Here is a 12,089-nt window from a genome sequence, read left to right as displayed (position 1 = left end):
GTGCCTACGCTTCGGGTTTGAGGAAAAGCGCTGCCAGGGGCGGCAGGGTGAGGTTCAAGGATTGGGGGAAGCCGTGAGCGGGAATGGCTTCCGTCTGAATGCGGCCCGTGTTGCCTTCGTTGTGTCCCCCGTAATAGGTGGAATCGGTGTTGAGCAATTCCACGTACGTTCCTGCTGAGGGTACGCCGATGCGGTACCCGCGCTGGGGCAGGGCAGTGAAATTGAAGGCGATGGCCACAAAATCTTCGGGGTCGTTGGCCCGGCGTAGCAGCGTGAGCACGCTGTTGAAGCGGTCACCGCAGTCGACCCAGGCGAAGCCTCCCGGATGGCAGTCCCCCTCGTGCATGGCGGGATAGCGGCGGTAGAGGTCGTTCAGGTCCCGCAGGAGGTCGTGAACGCCCTTGTGGGCAGGCTGGTTGAGCAGGTCCCAGTCCAGGGCCGTGTCGTGGTTCCATTCCCGGCCCTGGGCGAACTCGCCACCCATGAAGAGCAGCTTCTTGCCGCCATGGGCGAAGAGCCATGCGTAGAGCAGGCGCAGGTTCGCCATGCGCTCCCAGGCGTCGCCGGGCATGCGGCCGTAGAGGCTGCGCTTGCCATGCACCACCTCGTCGTGGGAGAGCGGCAACACGTAGTTCTCGGCATCGTGGTACAGCATCGAAAAGGTGATGCCGTCGTGGTGGTGGGGGCGGGCCATCATGCCCTCGCCCAGGTAGCGCAGGGTGTCGTGCATCCAGCCCATGTCCCACTTGAAACCGAAACCCAGGCCACCCCGGTCCGTGGGCCGCGACACGCCGGACCAGGCGGTGGATTCCTCCGCCACCGTGAAGGCATCCGGGAACTGCGCGTACACCGTTTCGTTCAGGCGCCGCAGGAAGGCCACGGCTTCTAGGTTCTCGCGTCCGCCGTCGCGGTTGGGAATCCACTGGCCCGGTTCGCGGCTGTAGTCGAGGTAGAGCATGGAGGCCACGGCGTCGACGCGGAGCCCATCGATGTGGAACTGATCCAGCCAGAACAGCGCGTTGGAGATGAGGTAGTTCTGCACCTCCACCCGGCCGTAGTTGTAGATCAGCGTGCCCCAATCCATGTGGCGCCCCTGGCGCGGATCGGCATGCTCGTAGAGGTGGGTGCCATCGAAGGTGCCGAGGCCATGGTCATCCTCGGGGAAGTGGGCCGGCACCCAGTCGAGGATGACGCCCAGGCCCGCCTGGTGCAGCGTGTCCACGAAGGCCTTGAAATCCTCGGGCCCGCCGAAGCGGCTCGTGGGCGCAAAGAGGCCCAGGGGCTGGTAGCCCCAAGAGGGATCAAAGGGGTGTTCCGTCACCGGCAGCAGCTGCACATGGGTGAAACCCAGCCAGCTGGCATAGGGCGCCAGGTCAGCGGCGATCTCCTGGTAGCTCATGAAGCTGCCGTCGGGCCGCCGCCGCCAAGAGCCCAGGTGCAGCTCGTAGATGCTGATGGGCGCCTGGTGGGGCTGGGTGTTCCGGCGCCGCTCCAGCCACGCGCCATCCCCCCAGGCATGGGGCTGGATGCCGTGGATGATGGAAGCGGTGCCCGGGGCGCGTTCGCAGCGGAAGGCGTAGGGATCGGCCTTGAGCGGCAGCAGGCGGCCATTGGGGCCGTGCAGCTCGAACTTGTAGAGCATTCCCGGCACCAGACCCGGTACGAAAACCTCCCAGAAACCGTTGGGCCCCACCTGGGCCATGGGATGGGCGCGGCCATCCCAGCCGTTGAAATCGCCCACCACACTCACGGATCGCGCATTGGGCGCCCATACGGCAAAGCCCACACCCGCCACGCCATCCACAGTTCGGGGATGGGCGCCCAACTTGTCATAGGCCCGCAAATGCGTGCCCTCGCCCAGCAGGTGCAGATCCAGATCGCCAAGGGTCGAGGTGGGACGGGGCGGTTCCATGGGTCATTCTAGGGTGCGGAGGGGGCCTTGGTGCGGTTGTATTCACCAGTTCCTTCCTTTCGCTCGTTTGGTTGCCCAGAGAGGGTGCCTTATACTCGCGGGAGAGTCGAAACCATGGATCGAGAGACCACTTTCTTGCGCTTGCATGAAGCCTTGCCAGATCTCAAAGCCCACTTCGCCGTGGCGCGCCTGGCCTTGTTCGGGAGCGTATCCCGGGGCGAGGCCCATCCGGATTCGGACGTGGATATCCTGGTCGAGTTCGCGGGGCCTGCCACGCTGGATGGCTTCATGGGATTGAAGGCGGCGCTGGAGAACCTGTTAGATGCACGCGTGGACTTGGCCACAGCCAGGAGCCTCCGACCTGCTTTGAGAGCCATGGTCGAAAAGGATCTGCTTGATGTCGCGTGATCCCAGGCTCTATCTGGCGGACATTCTGGAGGCCATTCGGCGGGTGCGGATTCTCAATGAAGGAGTGGCATTCGAGCAGTTCCAGGAGGATTGGCGCACCTTGGACGCCACGCTGCGCAATTTGGAAATCCTTGGCGAAGCCGTCAAGCACTTGCCCAGTGAGCTGACCTCGCTGCACCCGCAAGTGGCTTGGAAGAACATCGCAGGATTCCGGGATTTCCTGGCCCACGCCTATTTTGGAGTAGATGAGGAAATTGTCTGGGACATCCTCACCACCAAACTGGTGCCCTTAGAGGAAGCGGTTCGCACGCTGCTTGCTGGGCTTGGATGAGGGTTGGTGAAAGCTGAGGGCCTGCTCAGACCCAGACGCTGATTTCGTCCAGGCTCTTGCGGTGCAGATCGGGCACCTGGCAGCCTTCGGCGGGGTAGCCCACGGGCAGCAGCACGAAGGGGCGCTCGTGGCTGGGACGGTTCAGCACCTTCTGCAGGAAGCCCATGGGGCTGGGCGTGTGGGTGAGGGTGGCCAGGCCCGCGGCGTGGATGGCGGAGATGAGCATGCCCGTGGCGATGCCGACGCTCTCCTGCACGTAGTAGTGCATGGCCTCCGGGCCCGCATCGCCGTGCTTGAGGGCCATGACCACCACGAGAGCGGGCGCGATTTCCAGGAAGGGCTTGTGCTCATCCGTGCCCAGGGGTTCCAGATCGCGCTTCCAGGCCTCGCTCATGCGCCAGTCGTAGTTGTCGTGTTCTTCCTTTTCGGCGGCTTCGCGGATGGCCTTCTTGATGGCGGGATCGCGCACCACCACAAAGCGCCAGGGCTGTTTGTGGGCCCCACTGGGCGCGGTGCCCGCCGCCAGCAGGCACTGCTCCAGCACGCCCTCGGGGATGGGCCGGTCGCTGAACTCGCGCACGGTGCGGCGCTGATTCACCAGCTCGTAGAAACACCGGGCCTGGGCCAGGTGCTCCTGATCGCTGAGGGCATCGACGTGGTAGGGGACCGTGGGCAGGGGCATCGGGGGGTACCTCCGGGGGCCATCACGGGTCGGCTGGAGGGCCTGATTCCGCGAGGCACCCGCCCATTCTTACCCAGGGTAGATGTCTTGGCCATGGAAAGACGCCTTGGCGTGATTCGGTGGCTCCGCTTAGGCCGACCTCAGGGTTTGCAGACCTTGCATGCCTTGTAGCCGGCCTTCTCGGCTTCGGCCTTGCTCGTGAACGGCACCCGGTTGGCGGCCTTCATGCTGGCGCCCTGCTTGCAATCGGCCTTGTGCAGCACTTTGGAATCCTTGTTGCCCACATAGCCGCCAGCGGCTGGCGCGGGGGCGGGCTTGGCCTCCGTTTTGGCGGTGGGGGCTGGTGCAGGACCGGCCTTCTTGGCTGGGGCGGGAGCCTGGGCCAAGGCGGTGGATCCCAGGACCAGCAGGGTGATGAGCAGGCGTTTCATGGCGTTCTCCTTGGTGGATAAGACGACTCATGGGGTGGCAACCGCGGAAGGAGATCTTCCACGGCATGGTGTCGTTTGGTGGTTCTGGGGGTCAGTCGGTCAGCTCATCAGTTTGCCGAGCAGCCCGCCGAGGCCCTCCGGCAGGGCCGCCTCCTGGGGAACCTGCCCATGGGGGGTGAGGTGGTTGATCAGGTCCGGAAGGAGGGCCGCAAGGCTGCCGCTGGCTTGTTCCGCAGGCACTCCCGCCTGTTGAGCAAGAGCGGCCAGCTGCTCACCGCCCAGGGCCTGCTCCACATGCTCGCCTTGGATGGGCAGGTTCTCGCCGGTGCCCACCCACGAGGCCACATGGTCTCCCAAGCCGCTTTCCTGAAACTTGCCGAGGAGTCCCTGGAGGCCACCGGGGTGGTTTTGAATCAAACCGAGGGCGGCCTGCAGCAGTTGGGATTTGGAATCATCCCCTTGGCCTTGGCCCAGGAGTTGTCCAGCCAGATCGAAGAGGCCCATGGGACCCTCCTTTTCGCGCAGCGGCCAGGAAATCCGGCCAGATGGGTTGGGGGTGTACGGCTCTGAATCAACGGAACCTGGACAGTCCATGTCCAAAGGGGCTGTCTGTTCAGTGGTGGAAGAAGCGGAGGATCAGAAGCAACAGCACCGCGCCACCGACACTGATGAGGGCGCTGAAGAAGCGGCCGTTGGGCTTTCCATCCGCTTCGAGCCCGATGGCCTTGGCCAGAAAGTGCCCGGCGAAGGAACCCGCGACGCCCACGAGGCCCGTCATGAACAAGCCCATGTGGTCGGCGCCCGGAAGGATCCACCGGGCCACGAGCCCGACGATGATGCCCAGAATGAATGTCCAGATGAGATGGATCACGGTGCACTCCCAGGGTGGTTGGTTCCCATGAAGGTACCCGGAGCTTATGGCTTAAATTCCTTACATTTCCTCAGAATGTTTGGAATAAACCGATGACGAGGCGGTGCTCTGCGTGAGACTCAGTCCAGCAGCTTCCACACGCGCAGAGCCTCACTGACACTCCAGGCCTGGGCATCACAGCCCCGCGGGGTGTGCGGCGCGTCGCCATCCAGGATTTCCGGCAACTGGCCCAGGCAGCCTTCCTCCAACAGCGGCGCCAGGGAACCCAGCCAGGCCCGGGCCGTGGCCCTGGCCGCAGGATCCCCATCCCAGGCCAGGTCCAGGGCTTCGCAGAGCAGGGGCAGCTGCCAGACCCAGGCCGTGCCGTTGTGGTAGGCGGGTTTGCGCCGGGTGTCCTCGTCGCCTTCGTAGCGCCCCTGGTAGGGCCGCGTCGGATCGTTGAGCGTGCCGCCCCAGGGCGCGGGAATGGGCAATGGTACCGCAACGGGGATCGGCGCCAGACTGCGCAGCGCCCCGGGCACCAGCAAATGGCGGGCGCAGGCGGCCACGGTGCTGCGGGCGCGCTCGCCGGTCACCAGCCCCAGGGCCACCAGGAACAGCTGATTGGGGCGCAGGTGATCCGCAGGCTGGGCCTGCCGGGCCGGAATGTTCGGCGCCGCCACCAGCAGGTCCGCGAACCAGCTCCGCTCGGGCAGCCAGAAGGCCTCGAGGGAGGCCGTGGCCCGGGCGGCGGTGGCCGACCAGGGCTCGCCGTCGCTGGGGGCGCAGAGGCGCTCCAGCAGGTTCAGTAGGCGGATCCACAGGGCCTGGATCTCCACCGGGTAGCCCTCCCGGGGCGAGCCCATGGGGTAGCGGGTGTCCATCCAGGTGAAGTGGGCCGGGCTCCAGAGCAGGGCCGATTCCGGATCCATGCGGACACCGTTGCGAGCGCCGCGGCGAAGGTGTTCCCCGAGTGAGGTCAGCACCTCCAGAACGCTGCGGTCACCGGCTTTGGAATGGAAGAAGGCGGTGCCCAGGTGATCGGCCGCCTCCTCGCAGGCCACCGCCAGCCAGAGCGGGGCGTCCGAGGTGTCGCGGTCGCCTGTGTGCTCGGCGCCCAGCATGTTGGGGAGGGTGCCCTCCAATTCCAGAGCGGCGAAGGTGCGGAGGATGAGGCCCGCGTCCTCGGCGCGATCCGCAGCCAGGAGGCCCCGGCAGGCAATGAGCGTGTCCCGGCCCCAATCCAGGAACCAGGGGTACCCGGCGATGACCGTGAGGCCGTCCTCGCGTCGGGCCAGGAAGGCCTGCAGCGCCACTTCCAGTCGGCTGGGCAAGTCGTGGGCGCTCGTGGTTTCCGGGAACTCGAAGGATTGCGGCTCCTTCGCTTCGGCATGAACCACCATGCGGAGGTCCGATCCGGGCGTCAGGGGCAGATCAAACCAGCCGGGGCTCCAGGCATCGCCGGAGGCTGCCAGCCCGCGGGTGGCTTCGATGGGATGGGCGATGCCCCGGCAGGCTTCTGGTTGGGGGTGGTAGGTGCCGCCCTCCACCCAGGCTTCCAGGTGGCGCTCCGCACCCGGGGCGAAGCGGAACCCCATGCGGGTTTCCAGCGTCTCGGTGGAGGCCAGGAAGTGGCTTTCCAGGCCCTCGTCCAACCGGGTTTCACCATGGAAGGAGCGATCCTCCAGGTCCAGGCGGACGGTCACACGCACGGAATGCTGCGAAGGCAGCTCCGACTCCGCGCCTTCGTTGGCGGGGCGGGTCCAGCGCAAGAGCACCGCGTTCTCGTCCTCGGGCATGTGCGCTTCCAGGCGCACTTCCACCCGTCGCCCGTCCCCGGCGCTGGCCAGGAAGGTCCACTTGGCCTTGGGGCCACCCTCGAAGCTCAGGAGGTTGTGGCCGTCCAGCGCTGTGATGAAACCATCGGCGTTCACCCAGGCCCGCAGCCGCTTGGCCAGCACGTGCCGGTCCGAAGGCGCCGTGGGGTGAAGGTTCGCGGCCAGCAGGCAATCGTACTTGGAGGCGACCGCTCCCAAGTCGCCGTGAAGGCGCACCATGCCGCCGCGGCCATTGGTGAGCAGCGCCAGCCCTTCGCGCCCAGGGCAGGGCAGGGGTGGCGTAGCGGGAAGAAATTGGAGGCTCACCTGCAGGGGCACTGCGCCCTCTCGGTGCTGCTGCAGGCGCAAAGTCGCCTCACCCTGGCGCATGGCCAGTGGTGGAATGGCTGCAGCGAAGCCCTCATCCATGGGCACGCTGCGCAGGTGGAGATCACTTTGTTCCGGCAGGCTCAGGGTGAGCGTGAAGGGGGCGGCATCGCGCACCAGCAGCCAGTGGTCCGGCGCCACCAGGCTCACCCGGCGTGCCTCCTCGGCCCGCCAGCTCGTCACGCGGGGAAAGCCCGGTGAGGCCAACGCGGCGTCCAGCGCTGCCAGCAGATCGCACCGCATCAGGGCCGTATCGATCCGGGACAGGGCCGCCAGGAAGGCTTCCGGATCACGGCCCGCCCGCTGAGCCAGGGCGCGCCAATCGGCGGGACCTAACGCTTCTGCCGGGTGCATGGCAGCAAGGCCTTCCAAGGCCCAGGCAGCCTGGGCGCGGGCGTGGCGGTAGGCCTCGCCCGCGAGGCCCTGGGGCGCAGCATGGGCGGACAGGCAGTAGCTGGCTCCCGGGGGCAGCAGCCAAGCGCATCCATCCCCGGACTTGGCCTGCAATTCGGGGAGCGGTTGTCCCAGCAAGTCGAGGATGGCTTCGGTGCCCGGGGCCCAGGGTGCCGCAGTGAGTTGGCAGCACTGGGCTTTCTCTATGTCGAGGTTGACCAGCACGAGTACCTGGTCGAGGCCCTCGGCAGAAGTCCGCTGCAGGGCCAGCACGGAGGCATCGTCCGCACTGAGGCGGAGCACCTCCGCGCCGTCGAAGAAACACGGGTGGTCGGAAATCAGGCGATTCAGCGCCGCCAGTTCCTCCACGAGGTTCGGCGTGGCGCCCCAGGCCAGATCGCGGGCCTCATGCACGTCCACCTTTTCCGTGGCCAACCATTCCACACCTGAGGTGAAGGCGAAGCCACCACTCTGGCCCGCCAAGGCGCAGAGGCGGTTGCGCAGCAGGGACCAGGTCGCGCCTCGCGCGGCCAGACGCAGGTTGTCGTGGGTCTCGCTGTAGTGCACCAGCAGGCCCGTGCGCTGTCCCTGGCGCAGGCAGTGATCCAAGTAGTGCGCCACCTCGATGGGGTGGTGGTTCTGGAAGAGCTCAGAGTAGGCCCACTGCATGCCGCCCTGGGTGATGAGGGCCTCCGTGGCTTCCCAGGCTCCTCCCAGTCCCTCGAGGAGGAACACCGTATCGGGATAGGCCTGGTGCACCTTGGCGGTGATGTACTGCCAGGCGGGCAGGGGCACCATGTAGCCTGCATCGCAGCGGAAGCCATCCACGCCGCGGCTGCACCAGACCAGCAGGGCCCGGGCCACCGTATCCCAGAGGGCGGGGCTGCCGTGATCCAGCTCCACCAGATCCTCCCAGGTGGTGCCCCAGGCGCCGGGGCTGTGAAAGGTGCCGTCCGCGTTGCGTTGGAACCAGTCCGGCCGGTGCTCCAGCAGCCGCGAGCCCCAACCCGTGTGGTTGACCAGGATGTCGAGGAAGACCTGTCCCTGCCGTTGGTGGACAGCCGCTGTCAATTCCCGGAACTGCTCCACGGCGGTGGTGCGGCGGTCGAGCTCCACCAGGGCGGGATCGATGGCCGTGAGATCGAGCTGGGCGTAGGGGCTGCCGAAGCGACCCATGCGGGCGAAGGTGGTGGGTACGGGGCCCACGGGAAGCAAATGCAAAATGCGGCTGCCCAGGCGATCCATGATGTGAGGCACGGCGGCCGTGAGGTCCCGCAGGCGCCCCGACGGGGGAATCACGGCGTAGCCGGAAGCATCCAGCGCTGCCACGGCCTCGGCCAGATCGGGCCGCTGCCGCGCGGCCGCGCCGCCGAACATGCGGGGGAAGGCGCAGTAGATGGTGTTGGCCGTGCGCAGATGGCTGGGGTGGATGGCGAGATCGACGTTTCCGCCCATGGGCCAGTGCTGGCGCCCCTGGGGATCTACGCAGTAGGCCTTGGCGGAGAAGTAGCCAGGCTCTGTCAGGGCCAGGTCGAGGCTCCATCCCTGTGCCGTTTCTTGCAGCGGGATGTCGCGCCAGGCGGAGCCCCCGGGATCGCCGGAGCCTTCCCCGAGCAGGGCCAGGGTCTCTTCGCGGCTGCGCTTGCCGCGGGTGAGGTTGGTGCGCAGGAAGCCGCGCCAGCCCGCCGCCGTGAGATCGGGTTGGCCGAGGGTGAAAACCATCCGGTCGCCCACGAAGCGGAGGAGCGGGGTGCCGGGGGGCGGGGTCATCTCGGGCATGGACATGAAGGCCCTTCAATCGCCGGGTGCGGCGAGGGACTACTCGATGGGCAGCCGTCCTTGGCCCAGCCGCATGATGGCGGGCACGTGCAGGTCATCCGCGCCGCCGGCCAGCTCGCCGCTGGGCGTGGGCGCCTGGGGCAGCAGCCGCGTGGGCGTGGGGCCCTGCTGCTCCCCGGCGGGGACTTCGCCGTAGACCCGGCCGCTCACCACGTTGGGGGGCAGGGGCTGGGACTGAATGGCCGCGGCGGAAGCGTAGGTCATGTGGGGGCCGTCGCTGGCCGAGCCCAGATGGAGGCTGATCCGGCGCTCTTCCTCGAGGCGCTCCTCCTGGTCGAAGCCGCTGGCCAGTACGGTCACCAGCACGCGATCTTCCATGCCCTCGCCTTCCACGGTGCAGGCCTTGATGTCGGGCCGTCCGCTGTAGTGATCCTGCAGGTAGTTCATGGCCGTCTCGATGGCCGAGGCCTCCATCACTTCCCAGTCGGCGGTGATGGACACCATGACGTTGGCCGCGGCGCCGCTCTGGGCGCGCTCCAGCAGCGGGCAGGCCAGGGCTTTGCGCAGGGCATCCATGACGGCCTCTTCGCCGCGACCCGCACCGGTGCCGATGAGGGCCTCGCCGCCATTGCGCAGCACGGCTTCCACGTCCGCAAAATCACCGTTGATGATGCCGGGCTTGAGGATGAGATCAGCGATGCCGCGCACGCCCTGGATGAGCACACCGTCCGCCACGCGGAAGGCCTCCTTCATGGTGACGCGGGCATCGCAGACGTTCTTGAGGCGCTCGTTGCTGACGACGATCACTGTGTCGGCGGTGTCGCGCAGGTTGCCGAGGCCGGAGAGGGCCAGATCGCCCTTCTTGCGGCCCTCCCAGGCGAATGGCGTGATGACCACGGCCACCGTGAGAGCGCCCAGCTCGCGGGCGTAGCTGGCCAACACGGGAGCCGCACCGGTGCCCGTGCCGCCGCCCATGCCGGCGGTGATGAAGATCATGTCGGCACCCTGCAGGGCCGCCAGCACTTCCTCCCTGCTTTCCTCTGCCGCCACGGCGCCACGCTCGGCGCTGCCGCCGGCGCCCAAGCCACGGCTGCTCTGGGGCCCCAGAGGCAACTTCAAGTGGGCCTTGCTCTGGGCGAGGCTCTGCTGATCGGTGTTCATGGCGATGAACTGCACGCCGGTGACGCCGCTTTCAATCATGCGGTTGATGGCGTTGCAGCCCGCGCCACCCACGCCGAGCACCTTGATGTTGGCGCCAGGCAGGCTGTGGGGGCAGGGCAGGAAGGGGGTCTCGGACATCGGGGCTCCCGAAGGGGATAGAGGCAATTCAGAGGACAAGATTCACCACGGAGACACGGAGAACACGGAGGAGGGCACTGAGAAAAGAACGGAGAAAATCGAAAAGAATATTAGAGAACTCGGCGGATGATGCCGTCTTTCATGGTGGTGACATTGAAGTTCAAGAGGAGCCCCACACGCATACCCGCGAGCTTCATGTAAGTCATCAGTTGAGCTTCATGGACAGGAAGGACGCCAGCCTGGCTTTTTAGCTCGACGATGATTTTGCCTTCGACCACCAGATCCAGGCGGAACGCGGCATCCACTCGAAGGCCTTTGTAATCGAGGGGAAGCTGGAGCTGGCGCTGGAAGGAGAGTCCGCGAATTTCGAGCTCGTGACAGAGGCAGGCTTCGTAAGTCGATTCAAGGAGACCCGGGCCCAAGTGCTTGTGGACCTCGATGGCGGCCCCCAGCACCTTCTCCGTGATCTCTCCGTGAATCAGTTCTCCGTGCACTCCGTGTCTCCGTGGTGTTGTTTTAGAACAGCTTCTTGAAACGGCCGAGGAAACCATCGCCGCGGTCGGTCTTGCCGCGCACTTCGCTCATGTCACGGGAGAGGGACTTGACGGCCCCCAGGGCGTTCACGAAGAAGGGGTTGCCGGTGGCCTGCGGCAGGCCCATCACGCCCTGGATGCGGCCCAGCACCACGCGGGGTCGGCCCAGCAGGGTCTGGGCCAGGATGGGCAGGTGCGTCAGCAGGGCGCCGCCACCCACCAGGTGCACGCCGCCATGGATCTCGTGCATGAGGCCCGTGCGGCCCATTTCGGCGAGCACCAGGTTGAGCAGCTCGGCGGCGCGGGCCTGCAGCACTTCGGCGATCTCGCGCCGGGAGACCAGGCGGCCCTCTTCTTCCAGCTCGATGGATTCTTCCGCGGGCACGTGGCTGGGCAGCACCGTGCCGAAGCGCATCTTGATGCGTTCCGAAGCCGCAATGCCTCCCAGATGCTTGGTGATTTCCAGATCGCGGGTGAAGTGGGCGCCGCCGATGGGAATGACGGCGGAATGGAACAGGGTGCCGTGGAGGAAGATGCCCAGGTGCGTGAGCTGTTCGCCGATGTCGACCACCACCGCGCCGTTCTCTCGGTCCTCACGGCTCAGCACGGCCTCGGCACTCGCGAGCGGCGAATACATCAGATCCGCGCCGTGCAGGCCGGCGTTCTTCAGCGCCAGCTGGATGTTCATGATCACGGGGCTGGGGGCCACGACGATGCGGACCTCGGCCTCCAGGGTTTCGCCAAACATGCCCACGGGGTTCCGGATGTCGCGCTGGCCCTTGATGTGGAAGATCTGGGGGATGCGGTGGAGGACCAGCTCCTCCTTCGCCAGCTTGCAGCTGTTGGTGGCCTGCTCCAGCACGCGGTCGCGGTCGGAGGCCGTGATGATCTTGTCGCCGCTGCTGATGGTGATGGAATCGCGGAGGTTCTCACCCTTGAACTGGATGCCGTCCACGGCCACGCGGATGCCATCCACTTTGGCCTGGCCCGCGGTGTTCATGGCCTCTTCCACGGCCCGCACAATGGCCCGGGTGCTGAGGTCCATGTCGGTGATCTGGCCCTGGGTCATGCCCCCCTGCGGCGAAGCCTGGCCGGTGCCGGTCACATTGAGGGTCCCGTCTTCCTCCTGGACGGCCACCACCGCCACCACCTTGCTTGCCCCAAGGTCGAGTCCCAGAAGTACGGCGCGCTGCTGCATGAAAGTCCTTTTCCTTGCTCTAGGTTTATACCAGTTTCCCCCGGGAAATCGAGAATTCCCGGCGGGGAA

10 protein-coding genes and 1 pseudogene are annotated in these 12,089 nt (G+C 66.5%); 2 read left to right on the top strand and 9 right to left on the bottom strand.

Translation table 11 applies throughout. The features are described from left to right. Nucleotides 1–4: 4 nt before the first annotated feature. Nucleotides 5–1,909 (bottom strand): annotated as a pseudogene (gene glgB / locus Q9293_RS16260) (1,4-alpha-glucan branching protein GlgB); the annotation flags it as partial. Nucleotides 1,910–2,065: 156 nt separating this feature from the next. Between glgB and Q9293_RS16255 the strand changes: the two are divergent. Next, nucleotides 2,066–2,320 (top strand): nucleotidyltransferase family protein, encoded by a 255-nt coding sequence (locus Q9293_RS16255; protein WP_306248335.1) that lies wholly within the window; start codon nt 2,066–2,068, stop codon nt 2,318–2,320. Next, on the top strand, nt 2,310–2,651 hold the full coding sequence (locus Q9293_RS16250; protein WP_306248333.1) for a DUF86 domain-containing protein: 342 nt from the start codon (nt 2,310–2,312) through the stop codon (nt 2,649–2,651). The genes Q9293_RS16255 and Q9293_RS16250 overlap by 11 nt, the downstream gene beginning before the upstream one ends. Nucleotides 2,652–2,676: 25 nt before the next feature. On the opposite strand, the gene Q9293_RS16245 is transcribed toward Q9293_RS16250, so the two are convergent. The 8 genes from Q9293_RS16245 to ftsA form a co-directional block, all read right to left on the bottom strand. Continuing rightward, entirely contained in the window at nt 2,677–3,333 is a 657-nt protein-coding gene (locus tag Q9293_RS16245; RefSeq protein ID WP_306248331.1) for a nitroreductase family protein, read from the bottom strand. A 140-nt stretch (nt 3,334–3,473) separates the two neighbouring features. Next, nucleotides 3,474–3,764 (bottom strand): Ada metal-binding domain-containing protein, encoded by a 291-nt coding sequence (locus tag Q9293_RS16240; protein ID WP_306248329.1) that lies wholly within the window; start codon nt 3,762–3,764, stop codon nt 3,474–3,476. Nucleotides 3,765–3,863: 99 nt separating this feature from the next. After that, on the bottom strand, nt 3,864–4,268 hold the full coding sequence (locus tag Q9293_RS16235) for a YidB family protein (protein WP_306248327.1): 405 nt from the start codon (nt 4,266–4,268) through the stop codon (nt 3,864–3,866). 109 nt (nt 4,269–4,377) lie between these two features. After that, entirely contained in the window at nt 4,378–4,635 is a 258-nt protein-coding gene (locus Q9293_RS16230) for a GlsB/YeaQ/YmgE family stress response membrane protein (RefSeq protein WP_306248326.1), read from the bottom strand. 119 nt (nt 4,636–4,754) lie between these two features. After that, a complete protein-coding gene (locus Q9293_RS16225; RefSeq protein ID WP_306248324.1) occupies nt 4,755–8,996 on the bottom strand; it encodes an amylo-alpha-1,6-glucosidase in 4,242 nt (1,413 codons plus the stop codon). A 33-nt stretch (nt 8,997–9,029) separates the two neighbouring features. Then, entirely contained in the window at nt 9,030–10,289 is a 1,260-nt protein-coding gene (gene ftsZ, locus Q9293_RS16220) for a cell division protein FtsZ (protein WP_306248322.1), read from the bottom strand. A 110-nt stretch (nt 10,290–10,399) separates the two neighbouring features. Further along, nucleotides 10,400–10,783: a GxxExxY protein gene (locus Q9293_RS16215; protein ID WP_306248321.1), complete on the bottom strand. Its 384-nt coding sequence runs from the start codon at nt 10,781–10,783 to the stop codon at nt 10,400–10,402. Between the two features lie 22 nt (nt 10,784–10,805). After that, nucleotides 10,806–12,020, bottom strand: coding sequence for a cell division protein FtsA (ftsA, locus tag Q9293_RS16210; protein ID WP_306248320.1), 1,215 nt, complete (start codon nt 12,018–12,020; stop codon nt 10,806–10,808). Nucleotides 12,021–12,089: the final 69 nt, after the last annotated feature.

The organism is Geothrix sp. PMB-07, from assembly GCF_030758935.1.
In the GTDB taxonomy this organism is placed as follows: domain Bacteria; phylum Acidobacteriota; class Holophagae; order Holophagales; family Holophagaceae; genus Geothrix.
Note: the sequence above shows the minus strand (reverse complement) of the source record. Positions and strands in the feature narration are given on the sequence as shown.

Excerpts from the sequence above, each read along its gene's own strand:
- Q9293_RS16250 (WP_306248333.1), top strand. The coding sequence starts at position 2,310 with ATGTCGCGTGATCCCAGGCTCTATCTGGCGGACATTCTGGAGGCCATT.
- Q9293_RS16225 (WP_306248324.1), bottom strand. The coding sequence starts at position 8,996 with ATGTCCATGCCCGAGATGACCCCGCCCCCCGGCACCCCGCTCCTCCGC.
- Q9293_RS16240 (WP_306248329.1), bottom strand. The coding sequence starts at position 3,764 with ATGAAACGCCTGCTCATCACCCTGCTGGTCCTGGGATCCACCGCCTTG.
- ftsA (WP_306248320.1), bottom strand. The coding sequence starts at position 12,020 with ATGCAGCAGCGCGCCGTACTTCTGGGACTCGACCTTGGGGCAAGCAAG.
- ftsZ (WP_306248322.1), bottom strand. The coding sequence starts at position 10,289 with ATGTCCGAGACCCCCTTCCTGCCCTGCCCCCACAGCCTGCCTGGCGCC.
- Q9293_RS16245 (WP_306248331.1), bottom strand. The coding sequence starts at position 3,333 with ATGCCCCTGCCCACGGTCCCCTACCACGTCGATGCCCTCAGCGATCAG.
- Q9293_RS16235 (WP_306248327.1), bottom strand. The coding sequence starts at position 4,268 with ATGGGCCTCTTCGATCTGGCTGGACAACTCCTGGGCCAAGGCCAAGGG.